Genomic DNA, 21,573 nt, shown 5'->3' with positions numbered 1-21,573 from the left:
AGGATTTTATAGATATGAGTCTTGATTTAAAAATAGTAAAGAATGACAAAATTTAGCTTCAAAAGTCATTCAAAAATCGAAATAATATTTACTTTTGGGACAAATTCTGGATATGAGTATTTTCAATGATACAAAGCTTGCATTTGCCGATAAAACGGATGCTCAGCTCAAAAAAGCCTATTGGATGTTCAAGGCGATTGAACAACCTGCATTGACCAATATTGGCGTTTCTCTTCTCAATTTTACCGTTAGAAACAATTTTCCCTTTGTGGACGGGATTGTGAAGCAGACTTTGTTTGAACAGTTTTGCGGGGGCGAAACCCGAGAAGAAAGTATGAAAGTGGTAAAACAGATGTTCAAACGCGGCGTTGGAAGTATTTTCGATTACTCGATTGAAGGAAAAGAAGAAGAAGAAGTTTTTGATGCTGTATGTAAGGAAATTAAGGATATTGTGAGATTTTCTGTAGGAAATCCTGCGATTCCGTTTATTGTTTTCAAGCCAACGGCTTTTGGGAGAATTGATATCTACGAAGAAGTTGGAAAAGGAAAAGAATTGACAACCAGCCAAAAAGAAGAATGGAATAGAGTAGTTCAGCGTTTTGATGAAGTTTGTCAACTTTGTTATGAAAGTGATAAAAAAGTAATGGTTGATGCGGAAGAAACCTGGATGCAAGATGCGGCTGACCAGCTTTGTGAGGAAATGATGGAAAAATACAACAAGGAAAAAGCCATTGTCTGGAACACCATCCAAATGTACAGAACCGGTCGTCTGGAATATATGAATGCTCATCTGGAAAGAGCCAGAGAAAAAGGTTATTTCATTGGTTATAAGATTGTTCGCGGTGCTTATATGGAAAAGGAAAGAAAGAGAGCCGAAGAGCAAAATTATCCGGATCCAATCCAGCCAACTAAACAAGCAACGGATGATAATTACAATGCCGGAATCGATTTTGTAATGGGACATCTGGACAAGGTTTCTGCATTTTTCGGAACACACAATGAAAAGTCATCCGAATTGGTAATGGACAAAATGAAAACCAAAGGATTAGAACACGATAATCCGCATATCTATTTTGGACAGCTTTACGGGATGAGTGATAACATTACTTATTATTTAGCAAACCAACATTACAACGTTGCTAAATACCTCCCTTATGGACCAGTAAAAGACGTGGTTCCTTATCTTACGAGACGTGCGCAGGAAAATACTTCTGTTGCCGGACAAACGGGACGAGAATTAGGATTGATACAGAAAGAATTGAAGAGAAGAAAATAGAAATTAGAAAATCCGCTGTGAGGCGGATTTTTTCTGATAACTTATTCAGAATATTTAATTCTACTTTCGATTTTTAATTAGGTAAATCCCAAAAATTATAATTAATAAAATAACCTAATTGAAAATTAAATTTTTAAAGCTCTACCCCCAATGTAAATCATTGTTTTTCAACCAAAATTGATGATAAAAATTAAAAGGAAAACCTATATTAGTAGTTGGATTCTCACCTTCGTTTCTTGATAGCAATGAGAATAATACACTTAGAAATGAAGTGATACAAAATAAAATTATTGAATTTAAAACTAATAAAGTTATCCTTTTTATCATTTGCTAATTACTTTTTCTTCTCCGCTTTCACAGCCTGTCTAGCCAACAATTTCCAGCCATTTTTAGTTTTCTGCCAGACATACAAAATATCCAGACTCACTTCTCCTTGTTCTTTTCCTAAATCGTGAGTTTGTGCATACAAATGATTGCGAACAATTGCTGTTTTATCTACAATTTGAATAGATTGATTGGTATTTTCAATAGATAAAAAATTTGACCTTTTGCTGACTAATTTTTCTACAAATTCCTTCGCATCATCAATATGTCCGCCCGAATGTCCGTAAGTCAGTTCCGGAAGAATCAAGGATTCTAAAATAGCTTTGTCTCCGCTAATCATTGCTAATCTTAGTTTTTCTGACGCTTCAGCAACGGATTGTTGGTCATTGTTTTTCTGTGCAAATACAATTGTTACTGTTATTAAACTTAATGTCAATAATAATTTCTTTATCATAATTATTTTAATATTTGAATCAAAGATAATCAACATTCGCGTTTTATTGTTAGTCAACTCTTATGTTTCCGCATCAATTACTTTATAAGCATCCGCAATTACTGCATCTGGCGAAGCATTTTCAAATTTGATTTTCTGTGGTTTAAGTTGAAAAGTTTTTTCTGTAGAAGGCATTTCTTCTTCCATTGTATTGATAAGTTCTTGAAAAAGTTCTCCTTTCATCACATCATAATCAAGAGATTGGTGACTTCCGGCGCCCATATTGTAAGTTTCGATATGGGTTAACAGCAAATCATTTCCGAAATATTTGAAATCATTGAAAAGATTACCACTCGGACCAATCCCGTAAAGCTGAATTGTTAAAACACCTTTGTCAATAGAAACATCTTCTGTCTCATAAAATTTGAAATCACTGTCGTTATATTCTGCCGGCATTGCAAGATGCGAGACTTTATCCAAACGATAGGTTTTGTCTGGATTTTGGAAAAGAACCAGCATAGAGCGAGGAGCCGTTTTATTTTTCTTGTCTTTTCTAACGATAACGATATCGTCTAATTTATCGCCATTCAAATCGCCTTCTGCTTGATATTGAATTTCGAAAATATCCGGTTCGGTAATGAAATCTTCTGCTTTCTTTCCGGTTTTCGGAAAAACGTACGCTGGGTCTTCAGCAGGTTCATCATATTCGTTTTCAGATTCTTTAGTTTGCGGAACAGTGGTTTTTTCTTCCGGGATTTCCTCTTTTTTATTACAGCCGATGATGATTATCAAAGCAGATAAAAGTGTAATTAGCTTTTTCATTAGTGTTTATTTTTCAGTATTTTCTGTCAATTGCTTTGTTTTTATACGTTTGTGAATCAGCCACATTATGATTCCGTAGAATAACAGCAAAACCGGATAGGTCACAACATATAAAAAGACGTAACCATGCTTGGTGCTTGATTTTTCTAAACTAAAATCGATAAGGCTGTACGATAATAAAAAAATCGCATAAAATAGAATAGGAACCAAAATAATCCCAAGAATCAGCACGAGTATTTTAGGATTTTTTTTCATTAATTTTATATGAACGAGAAACATTACTACAAGAGCGATTGCTGAAATTCCGAAAGGATCAATAGCTACCAGAACTTTTGAGATGAAAGAGATTTTTTCGGATACTGTTATTTCAATATTCTCGCGGTTTTGTGGTGAGATTGTCCATTTCAGAATATTACCCGATTCTTTTTCATTGCCCAGATTTGATTCTTTAAATTCCGTTTGATTATTTAATATCAACGTCACATCAATCGGTCCAAATGACTTCCAATACTTGGATGGCGAGAGCGAATATTCTAATTTATAATTGGTAACAAACCCCATTGTATTATATTCCATTTTTCCGTCATATTGGACTTCGATAATATTATCGCCCTTTTCCAAATCAGCAGAAAAATAAATCAAATCATTTTCGTTAATGTAAAATTCCTGCTTTCCGTCAAAAGTGATAGACGTTTCATTGGCATTTTTCTTAATAAATGGATAAGCCTTTTTTTCGAAATCCAAAGGCTGAATTGTTGCTACCCGATTATTGACTTTTATGTCTTGTTTTTCAGATAAATCAATCGCTACAAATAACAACGGAAGTGTTTGTTTCTGTGGAGAATAGATTTGGTATCTGATAGAGTAATTTGCATAATGATGGTTAAGAGAATCTTTTACGATACGGATAACAATAGATTCTTTTTTGACAGAAGCATCACCACCAAACAATATCGAGTGCTGTGAACCTTCCATCCAAGGTTTTGCCATATTGCCAAACATCAGGAGCGGAAAAAGAAGCAGGAGAAAAAATATTTTTTTCATTGTCTAATTTTAATAGGTGAATTCGAAAGGTGAAAAATCTTTCAGCTTAGGAAGAACCGATAATTTGTCTTTTGTCTTAATTAATTTCAGGACTTTATCCGTTTCGTAATCGGTGTGTTTTTCAATTTTTTCGCCAGTTGAAAGATTGTAATCTATATGATTCAAATACCCGGCGCCAGCAGTATAAGAAATAAAACCAATCAACTCAAATTTGCCATTTTGATAACGGAATTTATGCGTAAGACTTCCTTTGATTAATTGATTTCTGAAAATCAGAACTCCATTTTTGATTTTCAATTCTTCCAGAAACGTTTCTGTTCTGCTGTCGCCATACGGAAACCTTTCCATCACGGCTTTTGTAGATGAAAGCACTTTTTGATAAGCTCCGTTTTTGGTCTGAAAAAATATTTCTAACAAATTAGGTCGTCGCTTATCGCTCGTATCTTCTTTCACAATCACCATATCCGGAAGATTATCTTTGTTTAGGTCGCCATAGATTTTATAGACGACTAAGTCGTAATTGCTCTTTTTTTCTTGAGAGAATATAGAATTAATGCCCAGAAAAATTGTTAAAAGTAGAAGGGTTTTAGTTTTTAAAATTATCATTTTGTGTTTATTTTTCAATGATTTTTACTTTGAAAAATTTCTTGGCTTTTCCAAAATTACTTGCTTCTGTGAGGAACAAAGTGTTGTCATCTACCCAAAACGATTCTCCAACAATGCAAAGCCAAACTTTGGTCAACTTTTCAAATTCTTCATCCAACTGAACAATCTTCACATAATCTTCAATTTTCTTTTGAATGAAATACGAAGAACATTCTTGTCCTCCAAAATGTCCATTCAATCTAAATTTTCCAGATGGTGAGAAATTAATATAATCAGGATTTCCGGTTTCTTCTGTTTCTTTTCCGTTTTTTAAATTAAAACTGATGTCCGTTGTGTGTCCGCCTTCACAGAGTAAAATGTCTTCTTCAGGATAATAGGCAACGAAAAAGTAGTAATCATATTCATTGGTATTGCCATATTCTTTTCCGTTTCTGAAATGTATTTTTTCGACAGCAGATTGGTCACCATCTTCAGAATTGTCATTAAACTCTACAATACCTTTCAATAGTTTCTTTGCTTGATTAAAGTCTGTGATTTTAGTGAGCTTTTTCTTATTGATGTTTTTCTTTACTGCAAAATGATGATATTCTAATGAATCAATTTTTTCAACCTCAATAGAATACTGAAGTTTTTTTTCAGGATTTTCAACTGAAACTAATTCTACACTATCTTTTGGTTTTTGAACTTCGGTTTTGGAGAGGTTTTCTTGCTTCGTTTCCTTTTTACAAGATTGAAATGCAAAAAGCGTTATTAAGAAAATTTGGAAGAATTTACTTTTCATTTTTAGGTTATGTCTTTATGATTTGTTATTCCATCAATTTGGTGCCAAATTCTTTAAAAGATCGCTGTGCACTTTCTGTAAAAATTTTTTCGATATTTTCATTAGTTTTCATATTTTTTATAGTGTTTTTATTGCCATAATTAAACAAATAAGTTTCATCAAATGTTTCAGTCAGCTCTCCATCAACATACATATCTACCTCAAATGTCACTTTAATTGAAACTTCGTTGATTGATCTAATTTCTTTCACATTATAAGTCATTGCACAACCAGTTCCGCAACTTAATACAAAACCATGATTTTTAAGTTTTGAAAAATCTCTTTCTGAACTTTTATTTTTGATTTTTTTCCAAGAAATCAGATACTCAGTAAAATCCAAATATTCTGGATCTCCGGCAGGTCGCAGACTATCCATTTTCCATTGGATCTCTAAATCTGTTCCACGGATAATTTTCGGGTCATCTGTATTGTAAATTAAGCTGATAGTGTCTTTGTTTTTCTTTACAACAAAATACCAATCATCGCCATTATCATCAAACTTAACAAACTTAACAGTATCGGTATAAATTTTCCCCAGTTCAAGTTTTTCGTTGGGTCTCAACACACTTTTGAATGTTGTTGAATCTTTCTTTGGCTCAGATTCTTTTTGGATAGAATTTTCATTAGTTGTTTCATTCTCTTTCTTCTTGCAGGATTGCAAACTGAAAACCAATAAAAATAGTATTAGAAAAAAAGTTGGTTTATTCATAGTTTTTAGTTTTAATTTAAAATCAATAATACAAGATGGTTCTGTCCCAAGTCAGGCGTTCATCAATTTCCATTTCATTACCGTAACGGCTTTTTTCGTAAGAAGTTTTTCGTTTCCAAATCCAGTTATTTTGATTGTCATATTTGTAATCATAAAGGATATAGTCTCCATCTTTATAAATCGATTTTAATACATCGCCTTGCGGATTGTATTGATGATGAAGGTAGTTTCTAATCGTTCCGTCTTTGTTTAGAAAATTTTCTTCAGTCAGTTGCCCCAAATTATTGTAAACATAAGCCGAAGTTTTATTTTTTGTAGTATTTCCGCCGTTATTGAAGATTTCTTGTTTTTTAACCAATTGATTTTGATTGTTAAAAACATACATCTCGTTAGTTTCGTGGTTTCTTGCCTTATCAACGTCTTTTTTTATCACAGAAAATGTCTTATCGGTTTTGAAACATTCGAACGTGATTCTGGTTTGACTAGGTTTGTTATCTTTATCGGTTCTCTGCATTTGATAAAATCCCATTTCATTATACAGAAACAGGTTTTTAGCCATTAGATTTTTTGTATCACCTAGATATATTTCAGTGCTGATAATTTGATTTTTATCGTTGTAAAATGCTTGGCTAAAACTTTTAAATCCTTGAGATTGACTCAATTTATCTATCATCTCTCTCGCATATGTTTCTAAAAAACCTTGTTTAGAAAATGTCATTTCTACAGTATTTCCTTTGGAAAGTGTTTCGCTATAACCTACCAAAGTGTCTCTTTTTTCTACATTTTTTATGTTTTTCACATTTCCCCTCAAACCAAAATCTTTTGCAGTAAATCCTTCTCCAAATTTATCAGCTCCTAAAATAATTAGAACATTGTCGCAAGCACATTTTTTTGCATTAGAATCTAAGTTTAGATTTTCTATAACATTTGGCTTTTGGATGTTGATATGGTCATTTGGTAGAGCTGGAGGTGAAACATATTGTATATCGCTTACTTTATTCGTTTCTTCAACTACACTTGGCTTTATTGCTTCCACTTTTGGAGGCGGAAGTGGTTTCTGTTTTTTCTTTTGTCCAAGAGCCATCGTGAAACAGAAAATCAGCAAAAGGAGGGAATTTATTTTTTTCATTATTTGAATTTTAGGTTTGAAATTGATTATTAGAGATTTAAAATCGTTGTCTATTATTGATTTCTATAAAATTGATACAACTTTTCGATTCTTGGATAATACAAACTATCCTGATCTCCGTTGGAAACTATGAGTCTTTTTTGGTTAGAAAAATAAAGAATGATGATTTCGTCCGTTCCGTCAGATTGATATCTACCGGAATCAGATTTTATTTTTTCAAAAGCTTCAATATCTACATTAGCCAACATTTTTTTCCAGTTTTCAGGTGTGTTTGTTCTCTTTGTTTCTTCGAAAGGCTTTGGACTCCAATCAAAAACGGATTCTATAATGCTATCTTTTGTAAAAACAGAACTATGGCTTTTACAGCCTTTAGCTCCGCAAATACTCTTAAACTCTACTTTCACAATATCCTTATTCGTAGGTTTGCAGGAGAAGAGGAAAATCGATACTGTTAATAAAAAAAGCTTTTTCATTTTGTTTAATTAGTTTTTAATACTTATGCAGAAAAATCTACACAAAAAAATCAGGATTTAAGAGGTATCTTTTGTTCATCGATTGTGTTTTTAAAACATTCAGAAAATTAATTTCCTGCTGCTTCATTCCATATTTTAAAATTAAAAGAATTTTTAAAATCGGTAATTATTCAATTATTACCTGCTATTTCTTTGCTTTTTAAAGCTTTGACAGATGTTGGATAGTCTTTTCGGTTAATAATATAGTTTAAAATATAATATCAATAGAGTTTAAAAATTTTTAAACTCTATTTTTTGAGATGTAAAACAGGCTGTCTCTATCAGATTTTGGTGTGTTGAGTTGCTCAAAATAAACATCAGAATAAAAGAAGGAATCTGTTTTGAATTTGACTTCGGCAGATTTCAATCTCATTTTAAAATAATATATTCTGGACTTGTCAAACCAGCCTTGTCGGATGAGTAGCCTTCATTTTGTTGGTATCTTTTTTCTCTTTCATTTTCTTCTGTATAGCTGGAAGATGGTGTTCCGAATCCTGAAAAAGATGATAATTTGTTGCTAGTTACAATGTGCCCAAGCAAATTAATGTTTTGATGTTTAATACCCGAGTCACCACCGATTTTGATTGTAACTCCAGAATCAAAATTGTAATTTTCGGTCAATATCAATGTTTTAGCAATCTTATTAGCTTGTTCTCCTTCCAAGAAAAAAAAATCGTCTCTAAGATTTTTAAAAAACAACAAGTCTGTATCATTACTGGCATTGGTCGAATGTTTAAATAGCATTAGCTCAGACTTATCACTAAGGTAGGTTTTCTCATCTATTTTTTTTACATTTTTAAGCTTGCCTTTTTCTAAATCTATGATTTCTATATTTGAAATTATATCTGTAGAATCCCGGTTTATGAGGTAAAGCGATTGAGATGTAGAATCGATTACAAAATGGTCTTTGTTTTTTATTTCGCGAAAAAAGATATTCTTAAAGGATTGATTTAAGATTGCAATAAATTTTACCTCATCATTCCAATCGGTCTTTGTATAATTTAAGAATATTGTTTTTCCGTTCGTAGAATAATTGAGAATGTACATAGAATCTAAAACCCGATTGCTGAAATTAACCGAATCGGAAATTTTTGGAAAATAAGGAATCTCCGGGTGTTGGTCTTTTTTAGTTATTTCGTAACCTTTGCTACTAATTAATACAAAGAAAAGTAGCATCGAAACAATACTTATTGGTATTAAGATGAGGATAATTTTTTTCATTTATTTTCATTTGTTTGTTTTTTAATTAATTTAGAAACTATTATTCCTCAAAAGTTCTTGCATTATAACTTTTTATTTTGAAAGTTCCATTTCTGTATTTTGCTTTTCTGGTGATTGTTTTTCCATTGATTTGATTTAAAAAACGGTACGAAATTATTTTTCTTTTCTCATCGAACTGAATTTCTAATGGTTTGTAATGGGCTAAACTACCTTTTAAAGCTTTGGTACCTGTTATTGGATCCTTTTTATAATAAGTTGTATCAACACTTGTCCAGCTACACACTTCCAAAAAATCCATCTTGTCTTTAAAAGCATCTTGCCGGATGATAGAATTATTTTCAACCTTCATCACAAAAGCATTATAGCATGTAAAAGACATTTCGTCCATTCTTTTTATCAATAAAAATTCCTTGTTATTTAAAGAGTGAATATCATAGAAATAATCGAAGGTTTTAAAATCTTTCAGGATTACTTTTTTATTTTTAAGAATATAATTCCAGCGATCTAATCCTTTCCTTAGAGAGAAAAGCTCGTAATCTCCTGATCGTTTAAAAGAAAAATCGGTGTATAAACTGTCTAAACTGTTTTCAAATTTTTTAAATGAATTAATGTTTTCATTTTCAAGGATATAGATTAATTGCGTGTCAAATTTTTGAACTGCGAGATTCAGAGCAATTTCATCTTCGCTGTTTTCTAAGGAATTCAATTCTAAAATGGCTTCAATGAGAAGATCTTCCTGAGTTTTTTGTGCCATTAATTGTAGCGAAGAAAACAGCATGCAGGCGAAAAATATTATTTTTTTCATTGGTTTGTGTTTTTAAAACTTTCGGAAAATTAATTTCCCATTTCTTCATCTTCTATTTTAAAATTAAAAGTTTTCTTCAAATCTGTAATTATCAAACTGTCACTTGGTATTTCTTTGGGATTTAAAGGTTTTAACTGTTTATTTTCTAATTTCCAGTTATCATAAAATTTTGGCATTAATCTGTCATTTATATCAATGAGTTGAATGGCTTTTTTAGGTGATGATTTGCTAAGTTTCAATTGTTGATTTTTATCGTACTTAAGAAAAACAGTTTTAGATTTTTCATCGTAATAATAAATACCGGAATAAGTATGTATCCAATAAACTCCGCCCGAATACCAAGATTTTTCGATAAAATCTGTATCAGTTGTAAATGTAAATTCATTTCCGTAGCCCATTCCCTGAGCTGAAATTTTTTTTGTCCAAGTCCATTTTTGCCCTTGCAGAGGAATAGGATAGTTTTTTCGGTTGACAGAGCAGCTCATAAAAAAGATTACAATTATTAATGTAAATATGCTTTTTTTCATTGACTACTTAATTCAAATTCAACAATTAGAACCAATTTTTTATTTTGTGAGTAGATTTTGATTTCTTTATTTTTTCGACCAGCAAAGCCTTCTTCAAGATTTAAGCTTTCTTTTAAAATGAAAGGTTTAAAATTTGCAAATACACTGTCTTTTTTCTTCAGAACCACTTGCAACTTATCGTTGATAATGTCTTTCGGAAAAGGATTTCCGGTAGAATAATAATATCCAGTTGATGAAAGAGGTTTGTTCGTATAAGGATTAAAACTCTGCTCGAATTCAGCATAAATTAGACTGTCTTTTTGGTTGATGAATTGTAGTTTGTAGTCGTCATCAGCATTTTCCAAATAATAATCTCCGGCTCCGTTGGGCGAAATCATATCGTTTTTAGCTCTTTTCTCACTCCATAAATTTAATGACTTTTCTACTAGAGAATCAACGATAACTTGACTGTAATAATCGTTTTTCAGTATTTGGATATTTTTGATTTTTACAGATTTTAGATTGTCTCCCTTTTTATATTCATTCCATTCATCCCAGATTACCGGCCATATTTGAACGGCAATAAATGTAAATCCAATAAGTGCAAAAAGTGCAATTCCGGAAATCAGAAAACCTTTCAATAGTTTTTGAGTAAGCTTGTCCATTAGTTGTATTCAACATTTAATATTAAGTAAACCATCATTTTACCATCGGTAGAAGTCTGCTTTACTTCGACTTGTTTACCAAAAGAATTGTTTTTTGTTTCTTTCGGAAGATAATCTGTAAAACGAAATGTGGGAAATCGCGATAATTCTCGTTCATCATTTTGTGAATAAACCAGATAAAACTGAGCATCCATTTTTTCCTGAGGAATTTTTGGGGTTTCATCACTTCCAAATTTTGAGACAAACGGAGCTTTCAAAATACTATCCGAAGCTTGGGAAGTTGCGTAAGAAATTTTGTCGTCATTGGCAGCAAGAGAAAACCAATATTGGTGAGATACATCCAGATCATTTTTTACAAAATGTTCGTTTTTATAGATTCTGATTTCTGAAATGGTGTACGAAAGTCCTTTTCCTTCAAGATTTTCTGTTTCATCATTTTGAAATGCCGGAATTACTTCTTTAGTTATCAGCACAAAGCCAAACCCACAAAAGAACAGAATAGAAAGTATCAAAAAAATCTGAATTAATTTTATGTTGAATTTTGATAGTGGCATAGTTTAATATTAGAATTTAATCCAATTAATTACATCATTTCGTGAAAACGTTTTCCCTTGATATCAAAATAATTTTCAATGTGATTCCAGGTCTCTGTCATTTTTTTGACGAATGCAAACCCCGATAAAATTCCAGAAATTGCAGGTGCAACATATTGACTAACGCCTAAATAAAACAATAAAGTCATACAGATAATCATTCCTACATTGAAAATCAAAACATCCTTTAATTTAAAAAATGTAGCAATATTTCGCTGTGATAAATAGGGTAAAAGTGAAACGGAATTAAACATCATCAAAATAAATGATGACAAAATCATCTTGTCAGACAAAGAAAGCATTTCGCTGGAAGAACCTTTATCAAAAACCAATAAATTCATAGGGAGTGCAAGGAAAATAATGATATAGGCAATAATCCTCTTCATGAAAATACTTAGTTGCAGTTTTCTGTTTGGCAATCTACTTTCATTAACGCTTTTCAATCGAAAGTCTAAAAAAATGAGATAAACAAACATCACTAGAATTAATATCCAAATTCCAAACATAAAATTTTTGTCAAACGAGATTCTGGACTCATCGAAGTACATTTCAAACTCTGCTCTTGGACTATATGGCAAAATATTATTTTCAAAATGGTTTTGAAAAACCCAGTTTACAATCTGCGGAACCGACAATAATACGCCTATCGAAATAATGACACCTAAAATATTAGCAATTGGGATGTTTTTCATAATCTATGTGTTTGCAAGTCCAAATACTCCAGCCTAATTGTAGAGAACAATTTTATTCACTAATGTCTATTGTCGCAATTCAGATAAATACCTTGATAAGAAGTGTCTAAAAAAGTAATGAAAGGGCAACCAAACGATTCCGAAACAAAACCAAAAACCACAGGCGGTTTGTTTTTGAAAAGATTTCCGGTCCATTGAAAATCATCATAATCATTGTTTTCTATGAAATTAAGAGATTTGAATTCGGCACCTTCGCCTTTTGTAATGTTTTTTATAAAAAAGACTTTTTTGTTTTTCACTACTGCTAATTGTCTTTCAGCAACGCCATATTGATCTTTAAAGTCCTGAAGATAGTAGTCCATATCTCGATATCTTGCGTGATAGGTATCGCCCAGATTTTTTTTGTCTTTCAGAGATAAAGGAAATTGATTGATTGAAGCTTTTTTCCACGGAACCAATGTTAGTTTTTCACCAGAGAACGGATTTTCTTTTCCGAAATAAGCCAAAGTATATTCCGTTTTGTCATAAACTGTTTCCTGAGAAGTTTCTGGCTGATTCAGTTCAAAGCCAATCATATAATTGTAATGAGAGATTTCTTCGCCTTCGCTGGTATATAGATCAAGATTGGCAACCGATCTCAAATCCTTAATCGGAAATTTCTGTAGTTTAGCATCTTTGTAATTGTAAAGAAATAACGTATCAGCTTCAGATAGGGAAGTTCCTTTTAGTAATTTTTCCCGATAAATTCCGGTCAATTCAAAATGTTTAAGTTCCGCAAAAGTCTTAGATTTCTGATTCTCTATAATGTCATTTGGAACAGCTAAAGAATCATTATAAATATCAGACAAAGAAATGAATATATCATATTTGCCAGCATTTTCCATAGAATACAAATCGTAGATATGGAAATCGGAAAGGTTTTTCTTGTCAGTAGAAATTGTATCAACAGTGATTTCTTGTCTATCAACCGTTGCGACTTTTTTAACCGCTTTTTGACAAGATAAAAGGCATAACGAAACAGCGAACAGTAAAAGTTGTTTTTTCATCGTTTAGTTTTTATTTCAAATATAGTTTAAAAATAGTTTGTTTTCACAAAGCTTTTGCAATACAAAAAATATGCAAAATTTACTTAAGCAATATCCCGAAAACTATCTATCTTTATTTATATAAATTTTTTCAAACTTTGAATCCAATTCTTGACATCGTTATTCGGTCGCTGGCGGTTTACTTTTTCATGGTGATTGCTGTGCGCGTTTTTGGGAAAAATCAGTTGTCACAGCTTAATGCGGGAGATGTGATTCTTTTGCTGTTGATAAGTAATGCCGTTCAGAATGCAATGGTTGGTTCCAACAGCAGTTTGGAAGGCGGAATTGTCGCCGCTTTGGTTCTGTTTGTTGCGAATTTTGTTGTGAAGAAATTTATCTTCAAGAATCAGAAAATAAAAGAGTTGATAGAAGATCATCCTTATATTTTAGTAAAAGATGGAATAGTTTATCCGGAAGTTTTAAAGAAAGTTTCAATTTCCGAGGACGAACTGGAAGAAGCCGTTCACGAACACGGCATCGAAAATGTTTCTGATGTGAAATTAGCAATTCTGGAAGTGGATGGAAATATTAGCGTGATTTCAACTGATAAAAGTACAGAACAAACACATTATTCGAGACATAAAACTAAGATGAAGCGGAAGTTTAGGAATCAGTAAAAGTAGAATATATAAACACTTCGACTCCGCTCAGTGTGACAAAGTCTAATTAACAATGTCAGTCTGAGCGGAGTCGAAGACTTTAAAGTAAAGTTTTATTTACGCTAAAATAGTAATTCCTTTCTCAGCTAAATCATAAATCGTGTTTCTGGCGCTGTCCGGTTTTACATTCACAGCTTTTGTTCCGTTGAAATGTAAGCAAGTGACAAATCCAGCATTAAAAGCATCAATCGCAGTGAATTTCACACAATAATCCAAAGCCAATCCAACAATCTCAACCAACTGAATATCGTGATATTTCAGGAAATCCTCCAATCCTGTTTTCATAAAATGATTGTTATCCTGAAAACCACTGTAGCTGTCAATCTCGACATTTTTTCCTTTCTGAATGATGTGTGTGACTTTATCACGATTCAAATCTTTATGAAACTCAGCTCCAAAAGTTCCCTGAACACAATGATCCGGCCACATAAATTGAGGAACGCCATTTAGAGAAATGGTTTCTCCAACATTTTTTCCATTGTTGGAAGCGAAACTTTTATGGTCTGCGGGATGCCAGTCTTGTGTCAAAACGATTTGGTCATATTCGTTTTCTTCCATCAGAAGATTGATATAGGGAATGATGGTGTTAGCTCCCGGAACGGCAAGAGCGCCACCTTCACAGAAATCATTTTGAACATCAACTATAATAAGCGCTTTTTTCATTGTCTGAGATTTGGGTTATTAAAATACAAAATGTCATTCTGAAAGAATCTTACCAATGTTGATTTTCTTCTTTCGGAATGACATATTGACATTAAAATCTAGGAATTAACCTAAATATGGATATTTGTAATCTTTTGGAGAGACAAAAGTTTCCTTAATACTTCTTACAGACACCCAACGAGTCAAATTCATTTTAGAACCTGCTTTATCATTGGTTCCGGACGCTCTGGAGCCTCCGAAAGGCTGTTGTCCTACAACTGCTCCGGTTGGTTTGTCATTGATATAGAAGTTTCCTGAAGCATTTTCCAAAGCTTTGTAAGCCTCGTCAATCGCATATCTGTCTTGTGCGAAAATAGATCCAGTCAAAGAATATTGCGTCGATGTGTCAACCAGTTTCAAAGTGTCTTCCCAGTTTTCGTCTTCATAAACATAAACCGTCAGGATTGGACCGAAGATTTCCTCAACAATACTTTCGTAATAAGGATTGATGGTTTCGATAACAGTTGGATGCACGAACCATCCTTTTTTATCGTCATATTTTCCACCGATGATCACGTTTGCGTCGTTTGAAGCTTCAGCTCTTTCGATGTAACCTTTACATTTCTCGAAAGAATTTTTATCAATAACTGCGTTTACGAAGTTTGAAGGGTCTTCAGGAGAACCTATTTTAATCGTTTTGATTTGAGCTTCCATCACCGCTTTTACTTCATTCCAAAGCGATTTCGGAATGTAAGCTCTGGATGCAGCAGAACATTTTTGTCCTTGATATTCAAAAGCACCTCTTACCAAACCTGTTGCAACAGCTTCAACATTCGCAGAAGGATGAACCATCACGAAGTCTTTTCCGCCAGTTTCTCCAACGATTCTTGGGTAAGATCTGTAGTTATGGATATTATCACCAATCATTTTCCACATTCCTTGGAAAACCTTGGTAGAACCTGTGAAATGTAGACCTGCAAAGTCTGGGTGAGCTAAAACTTTCTCAGCTGTTTCTTTCCCATCAGTGAAAATCATATTGATAACACCATCCGGAAGTCCGGCTTCTTTCAGAACATCCATAATAACTTTTGCTGAATAAACCTGCTTATCAGAAGGTTTCCAAACCACAACATTTCCCATCATTGCCATACAAGCAGGCAAGTTTCCGGAGATGGCTGTAAAGTTGAAAGGCGTCACCGCAAAACAAAAACCTTCAAGCGGTCTGTATTCTACACGATTCCAGATTCCTGCATCAGAAACCGGCTGCTCAGCGTATAGTTCAGTCATAAATTCTACATTGAAACGTAAGAAATCGATGAACTCACAAGCTGAATCAATCTCTGCCTGATGCACATTTTTAGATTGCCCAATCATTGTTGCAGCATTGATAACATCTCTGTAAGGTCCAGCCAAAAGATCAGCTGCTTTTAGGAAAATTGCTGCTCTGTGTTCCCAACCCAATGCATTCCACTTAGACTTTGCAGCAAGAGCCGCTTCGATAGCTTGATCAACATGAGACATATCGCCTTCATAATAGAAACCAAAATCATGTTTGTGGTCCTGAGGCGAACTAAGTTGTACTTTTTTATCTGTTTTAATATCTTTTCCACCGATTACCATTGGGATTTCGGTTTTTTCTTTCCACATTTTTTTATAAGTAGAAATAAGGCTTTTTACCTCGTCAGAACCTGGAGCATAAGAATTTACAGGTTCGTTTTGTGCAAAAGGCACTTGAGAAATGGCTTTAGACATAAATTTAATTTTTAATTTCCCCAAATTTACGATAAGGATTTCATAACCGCAATCTAATGACTTTGTTTTATTGACTGAGATTTGGAATTGGATTTAAATTGCTGTATTGTATAGTTTTATGAATTTAACAAATGGAGTGGTTTTGTTAAATTTTCTAAAATCTGTAATTAATTATTGATAAATTAACGCTTCAAATTTTACAAATTTTATATCGCTGAAATATTCTAAGGAAGGATAAAAAAGAAAACCGCACAAAAATGCATAATACTACCACCTAAAACAAATAGGTGCCAGATAGGATGGTAAAATGGTTTTCTGTCTTTAGCATAAAAATAGATTCCGAACGTGTAGCATAATCCACCAAGAATAATCAATGTTAATGCGCCTGTGGAAAGATTCTCTATCATTGGTTTTATAGCGATAATGGCAGCCCAACCCATCAGAGCATAAAGTGAAAGTGAGATTTTCTCGTTGTTCCTCAATGGTGAAAATTTGAAAATAAAACCAATCAAAGCCATTCCCCAAATCACACCAAACATACTCCAGCCCCATGCGCCTTTCAGTCCTAGAAGTGCGATGGGTGTGTAGGTTCCTGCGATGAGAAGATAGATACTGAGATGGTCGATTCTCTGACAGATTTTTTTCCATTTTAGTTTATAAACCGCGTGATAAACGGTAGAAGCAGAATAGAGTAGTATCAAACTGATGCCGAAGACCAAAGAAGAAGCAATCGCAATCCCACTACCGCTAATCACGGAATAATAAATCATCAGAATCAAAGCGACGACAGAAAGTATAACCCCAAGACCGTGCGTGATGACGTTGTATAATTCTTCTTTTTTGCGGTTCTTCTTCGGCATCTTTTCAATTTTTATCAAAGTTAATTATTAAACCTTTTTGAAGTTGACTAAATAATGTTTTTAACAAGAATTTAAAAGTTATTTACATCATATAAAATTCTTAGTTTTGATAAAAATTCAGAAATGAAGAATCTTCTTATTGTCCCATTACTAATTTCGCAAACTTACTTTTCACAATCAGTTTCTGATAATCTGGACAAATCAGTGAAAGAAATGCTGTCCACTTCCAATGCTTTGTCAGCTAATCTTTCTTTCTATGTTTCGGACGAGAATGGAAACTTGGTTTATGAATACAATGGGAACAAAGGACTTTCTACAGCCAGCACGCAAAAGATTTTTACGTCTGCTGCGGCTTTGGAAACATTGGGAAAGAATTATCAGTTCAAAACTACAGCTTCATACTCTGGGAAAATATCAAATGGCAATCTGGAGGGAGATTTTTACATTACTTCTAATGGCGATCCTACTTTGGGAAGCTGGCGTTATGAAAATTACAAGCCGGAGAATTTCAAACAGCAATTATTAGAAGCTATCAAGAAATCTGGAATCAAGAAAATATCAGGCAATCTGATTATCGATGATTCTTATTTTGATTTCCAAAGTACGCCTGGAGGCTGGCCCTGGAATGATTTGGGGAACTATTACGGTGCAGGAACTTTTGGGGTAAACTGGAGAGAAAATCAGTTTGATATTAATATTAATGGAAATCAATTCAAAAGTTTTTCATATGATTTGGATAATGTCAATTGGATCAATGAACTGAAAACCGGCGGAAGTTCTGACCAAAGTTTAATCTTCACAGCACCACATTCCGAAACCGCAATGATCAATGGGATCTTACCTGCTGGAAAGGTAACTACGGTTTCCGGAGCAACACCTAATCCTCCAATGCAATTAGCTGTCGAAATCAAGAAACTACTGGAAGAAAACGGAATTTCTATTTTGGGGAAAACAACTACTTATTATAATGAGAAGATTGCCGGAAAATCCGTTTCAAAAGCACCAACTCAAAATCAAATCTTTGAATATAAATCGCCAACGCTGGACAAAATTGTCTATTGGTTTTTGAGAAAAAGTATCAATCTTTATGGAGAAACGCTCATCAAAACAATGGCGAAAGAAAAACGAAATAATCCGAGTTTTGAAACCGGTGTTGACTTCTTAAAAGACTTTTGGAAATCCAAAGGCATTAACCCAATGATGATTAATTTTGCAGATGGAAGCGGACTTTCGCCACAGAATTATGTTTCTGCAAAAGCCCAAGTTCAGGCTTTACTTTACGCTAAAAAACAAAATTGGTTTGATGCTTTTTATGAAGGTTTCCCCACTCAGAATGGCATCAAAATGAAAAGCGGAACGATCAAAGACAGCAAGTCTTTTGCAGGTTATCAGACTTCCAAAAGTGGTAAGAACTATGTGTTTTCTATCATTCTTAATAATTATCAGGGCGGAAGCATCAGCAATGCTTTGTTCAAAATTCTAGATAATCTTAAGTAGAATTTTAAACGCAAAGGCACAAAAATTGAATAAGAATGATGCTTTAAGACACAAAGGTTTTAACTTCGTTAAATTCTAAAACCGTAGTTTTAATTTGCGACTTTTACTGAATTAATTTTAAATTAAGTTTTGCGACTTTGACTACGTCGAATCTTCGATTTTGCGATAAAACAAAATGAACCGAATCAATTCTTTTCCACCAATCGTAGATGAACATTCACAAATTCTGATTCTTGGTTCTGTTCCTGGAGTTAAGTCTTTGCAGATGCAACAATATTATGCACACCCTCAAAATCAATTCTGGAAAATCTTGTTTCATCTTTTTGATGTAGCATTTTCATTGAATTATCAACAAAGAATTGATTTATTGAAAGAAAACAAAATCGCACTTTGGGATGTCATCGAAAGTTGTGAACGAAAAGGTAGTCTGGATACTGAAATCAAAAATGAAATTGATAATAATATTCTACAACTCATCGAGAATCATCCGAATATCAAAATCATCTTCTGCAACGGACAAAAGTCGTACAAGAATCTCATTAAAATTTTGGGTAAGAATTTCAAAATTCCGATTGTAGTTTTACCTTCTACAAGTCCGCTTCATACGGTGAAGTTTGAGGAGAAATTGGAGAGCTGGAAAGTGATTAAAGATTATTTGTAAATCAGCTATTCCAAATCTGCCAAGCCTTCTCAGCCTGCTGTTCCAGCATATAAAATCCGTTAAGCGTTGTTGCGCCTTTTTCTGCACAATGCCTTAGAAAAGCAGTTTCAGATGGATTGTAGATCAAATCGATAACATAATGTTTATCGGTAATTGCGTCAAAAGGAAATTGAACAGAATCATCAACATTCGGGAAAGTTCCAACTGGTGTTGTCTGGATAATCAATAATGAATCTTTTACCAAATCTTCAGTCAGGTTTTCAAAATTGATTTCGGACTTTCTGGAAACGGTTTGATGTGTTATGTTGTGTTTATCTAAAATATATCTCACTGCTTTTGCGGCGCCTCCATCACCTAATATCAAAGCTTTTTTATGATGGTCTTTTTTATTAATCAGAAGTGTTTTTTCGAATCCGAAAGCATCCGTATTATAACCGATTTTTTTACCGTTTTGGAAACTGACACAATTGACAGCTCCGATTTGCAAAGCTTCTTCACTGAGTTCATCAAGAAAGGGAATAATCGCTTGTTTGTAAGGGATTGTGACATTCATCCCGATGAGATTTGGGTTTTCCAGAAAGGGCGAAACGTTTTCAATTTCAGAGATGTCAAAGAAGTTGTATGAATGATTGTTTAGAAATAATTTTTTGAATTTTTCCTCAAAATATTTTTTTGAAAATGAGTAAGAAATATTCTTCCCAAGCAATCCGAATTCCTGTTTTTCCATAGTTCAAATTTATGAAATATCATCAAAAATTGAATTATAATTTTTAGATTCTTCTATCAGTTTTATTATTTTAAAATCTCTTTTAGATGGCGTAATTTTGGCTTTCGAAAAATCAAATTTTTTAAAATGAAAAATATAATTCTAAATAACGGAACTGAAATTCCGGAAATCGGTTTTGGAACCTGGCAAACAACGGAAGGTGTTCAGAAGACTGTAAAGACTGCTTTAGAAGCTGGTTACAGGCATATCGATACAGCGGATATCTACGGAAACGAGGCAGAAATAGGAGAGGCGATTGAAGAATCCGGAATTGCAAGAAAGGATCTGTATCTCACCACTAAAATATGGAATAGCAACAGAAGCGCGCAAGGTGTGAAAACTTCTGTAGAGCAATCTCTTAAAAAACTGAAGACCAATTATCTGGATTTGTTATTGATTCACTGGCCTGCGAATGAAAAACAATTTAAGAATTGGAAAGAAATCAATGCGGAAACGTGGAAAGCAATGGAGGAGTTGTACAAATCTGGTGTTGTTAAAACCATTGGTGTCAGCAATTTTATGCTAAGTCAACTGGAAGCGTTGCTGGAAACTGCAGATGTGATTCCGGCTGTTAACCAGATAGAGTTTCATCCGGGTTACACTCAGCAAAGTGTTGTTGATTTTTGTAAAGAAAAGGGAATTGCGATAGAAGCGTGGAGTCCGATTGGCTCCGGAAGATTATTGAAAGATGGAAATTTGAAAGATATTGCGGACAAGTACAATGTTTCGCCGGCAATTCTTTGTATTCAGTTTTGTCTGCAGTCTGGCGTGATTGTTTTGCCTAAATCTGAAAATCCGGAAAACATCAAAAACAACTTGCATTTTGAACGATTCAAAATTGAAGAGAGTGATATGAAGGCTTTAAAAACTCTGGAAGAAACAGGCTTTTCCGGCCTGAATCCAGAAACGGTCGATTTCTAAATTAGGAATAGTTAAAGAAAAGAAAAAGCATTTTAAATTTTTAAACTGCTTTTTTATTGAGTATTATTTTTTCATAAATCTTATAAAGTTGAATGGCACGCAGCCCGACCTGAGTGGAGCTCTTTTTCTTTTTATTTAAAAAGAAAAAAGCGAGAACGGAGGGCGGATTAAGCTGCCCCAATTAAATTACTCAGCTGAACTATTGGAATAATATCTGATTTTTTCTACAATTTCGCCCAAATCAAAAGGTTTTGGGATGAAATCTATGGCTCCGCTTTCTATCGCAGAATCTCCCAATCCCCGGCTGGCAGACATTATCACAACCGGAATGTTTTTGAAGTCCTGATGTGCTTTTATCATTTTGCAGATGTCTCTCCCGTCTTCTCCGGAGAGCCACATATCCATCAGGATAACGTCTGGTTTGGTGGATGTTTCCAAAAGGGAATTGAACATATCGGTTCCTCTTTCATAATTTGAGACTTCGAATCCTTCCATATTCAGCATCAGTTTCACTGAATCCAAAATTGCAGGACTATCGTCCACGACTATAACTTTTTTAGAATTTGACATTGT

The 21,573-nt window shown here is 33.5% G+C and carries 26 protein-coding genes; 5 read left to right on the top strand and 21 right to left on the bottom strand.

The window, feature by feature from the left end:
- Nucleotides 1-112: 112 nt before the first annotated feature.
- Nucleotides 113-1,276, top strand: a complete 1,164-nt coding sequence (locus KI430_RS04445) for a proline dehydrogenase family protein (protein ID WP_248877063.1) — start codon at nt 113-115, stop codon at nt 1,274-1,276.
- A 334-nt stretch (nt 1,277-1,610) separates the two neighbouring features.
- Here the strand turns inward: KI430_RS04445 and KI430_RS04440 are convergent, their stop codons facing one another.
- The 16 genes from KI430_RS04440 to KI430_RS04370 form a co-directional block, all read right to left on the bottom strand.
- Nucleotides 1,611-2,054, bottom strand: coding sequence for a nuclear transport factor 2 family protein (locus tag KI430_RS04440; protein WP_248877062.1), 444 nt, complete (start codon nt 2,052-2,054; stop codon nt 1,611-1,613).
- 60 nt (nt 2,055-2,114) lie between these two features.
- Nucleotides 2,115-2,855 carry a hypothetical protein gene (locus KI430_RS04435; protein WP_248877061.1) on the bottom strand — a complete coding sequence of 247 codons (741 nt, stop codon included), beginning with the start codon at nt 2,853-2,855 and terminating at the stop codon, nt 2,115-2,117.
- 6 nt (nt 2,856-2,861) lie between these two features.
- Nucleotides 2,862-3,899, bottom strand: coding sequence for a hypothetical protein (locus tag KI430_RS04430; RefSeq protein ID WP_248877060.1), 1,038 nt, complete (start codon nt 3,897-3,899; stop codon nt 2,862-2,864).
- A 9-nt stretch (nt 3,900-3,908) separates the two neighbouring features.
- Nucleotides 3,909-4,505: a hypothetical protein gene (locus tag KI430_RS04425; RefSeq protein WP_248877059.1), complete on the bottom strand. Its 597-nt coding sequence runs from the start codon at nt 4,503-4,505 to the stop codon at nt 3,909-3,911.
- Between the two features lie 7 nt (nt 4,506-4,512).
- Nucleotides 4,513-5,286: a hypothetical protein gene (locus KI430_RS04420; RefSeq protein ID WP_248877058.1), complete on the bottom strand. Its 774-nt coding sequence runs from the start codon at nt 5,284-5,286 to the stop codon at nt 4,513-4,515.
- A gap of 25 nt (nt 5,287-5,311) precedes the next feature.
- Complete coding sequence (locus KI430_RS04415) at nt 5,312-6,034, bottom strand: hypothetical protein (protein WP_248877057.1); 723 nt, start codon at nt 6,032-6,034, stop codon at nt 5,312-5,314.
- Between the two features lie 22 nt (nt 6,035-6,056).
- Nucleotides 6,057-7,163: a hypothetical protein gene (locus KI430_RS04410; RefSeq protein ID WP_248877056.1), complete on the bottom strand. Its 1,107-nt coding sequence runs from the start codon at nt 7,161-7,163 to the stop codon at nt 6,057-6,059.
- 53 nt (nt 7,164-7,216) lie between these two features.
- Complete coding sequence (locus KI430_RS04405) at nt 7,217-7,636, bottom strand: hypothetical protein (RefSeq protein WP_248877055.1); 420 nt, start codon at nt 7,634-7,636, stop codon at nt 7,217-7,219.
- 280 nt (nt 7,637-7,916) lie between these two features.
- Nucleotides 7,917-8,048 carry a hypothetical protein gene (locus tag KI430_RS18040; RefSeq protein WP_262920891.1) on the bottom strand — a complete coding sequence of 44 codons (132 nt, stop codon included), beginning with the start codon at nt 8,046-8,048 and terminating at the stop codon, nt 7,917-7,919.
- Nucleotides 8,045-8,896 (bottom strand): hypothetical protein, encoded by an 852-nt coding sequence (locus KI430_RS04400; protein ID WP_248877054.1) that lies wholly within the window; start codon nt 8,894-8,896, stop codon nt 8,045-8,047. Before KI430_RS04400 ends, KI430_RS18040 begins: the two co-directional genes overlap by 4 nt.
- 40 nt (nt 8,897-8,936) lie before the next feature.
- A complete protein-coding gene (locus KI430_RS04395) occupies nt 8,937-9,701 on the bottom strand; it encodes a hypothetical protein (RefSeq protein WP_248877053.1) in 765 nt (254 codons plus the stop codon).
- 29 nt (nt 9,702-9,730) lie between these two features.
- Complete coding sequence (locus KI430_RS04390; RefSeq protein WP_248877052.1) at nt 9,731-10,228, bottom strand: hypothetical protein; 498 nt, start codon at nt 10,226-10,228, stop codon at nt 9,731-9,733.
- On the bottom strand, nt 10,225-10,872 hold the full coding sequence (locus KI430_RS04385; protein ID WP_248877051.1) for a hypothetical protein: 648 nt from the start codon (nt 10,870-10,872) through the stop codon (nt 10,225-10,227). The genes KI430_RS04390 and KI430_RS04385 overlap by 4 nt, the downstream gene beginning before the upstream one ends.
- Nucleotides 10,872-11,426, bottom strand: a complete 555-nt coding sequence (locus tag KI430_RS04380) for a hypothetical protein (RefSeq protein ID WP_248877050.1) — start codon at nt 11,424-11,426, stop codon at nt 10,872-10,874. Before KI430_RS04380 ends, KI430_RS04385 begins: the two co-directional genes overlap by 1 nt.
- A 29-nt stretch (nt 11,427-11,455) precedes the next feature.
- Entirely contained in the window at nt 11,456-12,157 is a 702-nt protein-coding gene (locus KI430_RS04375; protein ID WP_248877049.1) for a hypothetical protein, read from the bottom strand.
- 59 nt (nt 12,158-12,216) lie between these two features.
- Complete coding sequence (locus KI430_RS04370) at nt 12,217-13,203, bottom strand: hypothetical protein (protein ID WP_248877048.1); 987 nt, start codon at nt 13,201-13,203, stop codon at nt 12,217-12,219.
- A gap of 137 nt (nt 13,204-13,340) precedes the next feature.
- Here KI430_RS04370 and KI430_RS04365 point away from each other — a divergent pair, with 137 nt between their 5' ends.
- Nucleotides 13,341-13,859 (top strand): DUF421 domain-containing protein, encoded by a 519-nt coding sequence (locus tag KI430_RS04365; protein WP_248877047.1) that lies wholly within the window; start codon nt 13,341-13,343, stop codon nt 13,857-13,859.
- A 99-nt stretch (nt 13,860-13,958) separates the two neighbouring features.
- Here the strand turns inward: KI430_RS04365 and pncA are convergent, their stop codons facing one another.
- From pncA to trhA, 3 genes are all read right to left on the bottom strand, one after another.
- Entirely contained in the window at nt 13,959-14,564 is a 606-nt protein-coding gene (gene pncA, locus KI430_RS04360; RefSeq protein WP_248877046.1) for a bifunctional nicotinamidase/pyrazinamidase, read from the bottom strand.
- A 105-nt stretch (nt 14,565-14,669) separates the two neighbouring features.
- On the bottom strand, nt 14,670-16,295 hold the full coding sequence (gene pruA / locus KI430_RS04355) for an L-glutamate gamma-semialdehyde dehydrogenase (protein WP_248877045.1): 1,626 nt from the start codon (nt 16,293-16,295) through the stop codon (nt 14,670-14,672).
- Between the two features lie 224 nt (nt 16,296-16,519).
- Entirely contained in the window at nt 16,520-17,155 is a 636-nt protein-coding gene (gene trhA / locus KI430_RS04350; protein WP_248877044.1) for a PAQR family membrane homeostasis protein TrhA, read from the bottom strand.
- Between the two features lie 123 nt (nt 17,156-17,278).
- On the opposite strand from trhA, the gene dacB reads away from it, so the two are divergent.
- Together dacB and KI430_RS04340 are read left to right on the top strand one after the other, a co-directional pair.
- Nucleotides 17,279-18,652, top strand: a complete 1,374-nt coding sequence (gene dacB / locus KI430_RS04345) for a D-alanyl-D-alanine carboxypeptidase/D-alanyl-D-alanine-endopeptidase (RefSeq protein ID WP_248877043.1) — start codon at nt 17,279-17,281, stop codon at nt 18,650-18,652.
- Nucleotides 18,653-18,827: 175 nt separating this feature from the next.
- Nucleotides 18,828-19,313, top strand: coding sequence for a DNA-deoxyinosine glycosylase (locus KI430_RS04340; RefSeq protein ID WP_248877042.1), 486 nt, complete (start codon nt 18,828-18,830; stop codon nt 19,311-19,313).
- A 1-nt stretch (nt 19,314) separates the two neighbouring features.
- On the opposite strand, the gene KI430_RS04335 is transcribed toward KI430_RS04340, so the two are convergent.
- Nucleotides 19,315-20,040 carry a shikimate dehydrogenase family protein gene (locus tag KI430_RS04335; protein ID WP_248877041.1) on the bottom strand — a complete coding sequence of 242 codons (726 nt, stop codon included), beginning with the start codon at nt 20,038-20,040 and terminating at the stop codon, nt 19,315-19,317.
- Nucleotides 20,041-20,166: 126 nt separating this feature from the next.
- On the opposite strand from KI430_RS04335, the gene KI430_RS04330 reads away from it, so the two are divergent.
- Nucleotides 20,167-21,000 (top strand): aldo/keto reductase, encoded by an 834-nt coding sequence (locus KI430_RS04330; protein WP_248877040.1) that lies wholly within the window; start codon nt 20,167-20,169, stop codon nt 20,998-21,000.
- 186 nt (nt 21,001-21,186) lie between these two features.
- Here the strand turns inward: KI430_RS04330 and KI430_RS04325 are convergent, their stop codons facing one another.
- The gene (locus KI430_RS04325) at nt 21,187-21,570 is read right to left on the bottom strand and encodes a response regulator transcription factor (protein ID WP_074235620.1); all 384 of its coding nucleotides are present in this window, start codon (nt 21,568-21,570) and stop codon (nt 21,187-21,189) included.
- Nucleotides 21,571-21,573 lie beyond the last annotated feature (3 nt).

Source organism: Epilithonimonas zeae (genome assembly GCF_023278365.1).
GTDB lineage: Bacteria > Bacteroidota > Bacteroidia > Flavobacteriales > Weeksellaceae > Epilithonimonas > Epilithonimonas zeae_A.
This window is presented reverse-complemented; position numbering and strand designations above follow the sequence as displayed.

What these genes read in the sequence shown, in the direction of transcription:
- KI430_RS18040 (WP_262920891.1), bottom strand. Translation starts at nt 8,048, where the DNA reads ATGAGATTGAAATCTGCCGAAGTCAAATTCAAAACAGATTCCTTCTTT.
- KI430_RS04370 (WP_248877048.1), bottom strand. Translation starts at nt 13,203, where the DNA reads ATGAAAAAACAACTTTTACTGTTCGCTGTTTCGTTATGCCTTTTATCT.
- KI430_RS04440 (WP_248877062.1), bottom strand. Translation starts at nt 2,054, where the DNA reads ATGATAAAGAAATTATTATTGACATTAAGTTTAATAACAGTAACAATT.
- KI430_RS04415 (WP_248877057.1), bottom strand. Translation starts at nt 6,034, where the DNA reads ATGAATAAACCAACTTTTTTTCTAATACTATTTTTATTGGTTTTCAGT.
- dacB (WP_248877043.1), top strand. Translation starts at nt 17,279, where the DNA reads ATGAAGAATCTTCTTATTGTCCCATTACTAATTTCGCAAACTTACTTT.
- KI430_RS04400 (WP_248877054.1), bottom strand. Translation starts at nt 8,896, where the DNA reads ATGAAAAAAATTATCCTCATCTTAATACCAATAAGTATTGTTTCGATG.
- KI430_RS04425 (WP_248877059.1), bottom strand. Translation starts at nt 4,505, where the DNA reads ATGATAATTTTAAAAACTAAAACCCTTCTACTTTTAACAATTTTTCTG.
- KI430_RS04335 (WP_248877041.1), bottom strand. Translation starts at nt 20,040, where the DNA reads ATGGAAAAACAGGAATTCGGATTGCTTGGGAAGAATATTTCTTACTCA.
- KI430_RS04420 (WP_248877058.1), bottom strand. Translation starts at nt 5,286, where the DNA reads ATGAAAAGTAAATTCTTCCAAATTTTCTTAATAACGCTTTTTGCATTT.
- KI430_RS04395 (WP_248877053.1), bottom strand. Translation starts at nt 9,701, where the DNA reads ATGAAAAAAATAATATTTTTCGCCTGCATGCTGTTTTCTTCGCTACAA.
- KI430_RS04430 (WP_248877060.1), bottom strand. Translation starts at nt 3,899, where the DNA reads ATGAAAAAAATATTTTTTCTCCTGCTTCTTTTTCCGCTCCTGATGTTT.
- KI430_RS04410 (WP_248877056.1), bottom strand. Translation starts at nt 7,163, where the DNA reads ATGAAAAAAATAAATTCCCTCCTTTTGCTGATTTTCTGTTTCACGATG.
- pncA (WP_248877046.1), bottom strand. Translation starts at nt 14,564, where the DNA reads ATGAAAAAAGCGCTTATTATAGTTGATGTTCAAAATGATTTCTGTGAA.
- KI430_RS04375 (WP_248877049.1), bottom strand. Translation starts at nt 12,157, where the DNA reads ATGAAAAACATCCCAATTGCTAATATTTTAGGTGTCATTATTTCGATA.
- KI430_RS04405 (WP_248877055.1), bottom strand. Translation starts at nt 7,636, where the DNA reads ATGAAAAAGCTTTTTTTATTAACAGTATCGATTTTCCTCTTCTCCTGC.
- KI430_RS04385 (WP_248877051.1), bottom strand. Translation starts at nt 10,872, where the DNA reads ATGGACAAGCTTACTCAAAAACTATTGAAAGGTTTTCTGATTTCCGGA.
- KI430_RS04390 (WP_248877052.1), bottom strand. Translation starts at nt 10,228, where the DNA reads ATGAAAAAAAGCATATTTACATTAATAATTGTAATCTTTTTTATGAGC.
- KI430_RS04380 (WP_248877050.1), bottom strand. Translation starts at nt 11,426, where the DNA reads ATGCCACTATCAAAATTCAACATAAAATTAATTCAGATTTTTTTGATA.
- KI430_RS04435 (WP_248877061.1), bottom strand. Translation starts at nt 2,855, where the DNA reads ATGAAAAAGCTAATTACACTTTTATCTGCTTTGATAATCATCATCGGC.
- KI430_RS04340 (WP_248877042.1), top strand. Translation starts at nt 18,828, where the DNA reads ATGAACCGAATCAATTCTTTTCCACCAATCGTAGATGAACATTCACAA.
- KI430_RS04330 (WP_248877040.1), top strand. Translation starts at nt 20,167, where the DNA reads ATGAAAAATATAATTCTAAATAACGGAACTGAAATTCCGGAAATCGGT.
- pruA (WP_248877045.1), bottom strand. Translation starts at nt 16,295, where the DNA reads ATGTCTAAAGCCATTTCTCAAGTGCCTTTTGCACAAAACGAACCTGTA.
- trhA (WP_248877044.1), bottom strand. Translation starts at nt 17,155, where the DNA reads ATGCCGAAGAAGAACCGCAAAAAAGAAGAATTATACAACGTCATCACG.
- KI430_RS04445 (WP_248877063.1), top strand. Translation starts at nt 113, where the DNA reads ATGAGTATTTTCAATGATACAAAGCTTGCATTTGCCGATAAAACGGAT.
- KI430_RS04325 (WP_074235620.1), bottom strand. Translation starts at nt 21,570, where the DNA reads ATGTCAAATTCTAAAAAAGTTATAGTCGTGGACGATAGTCCTGCAATT.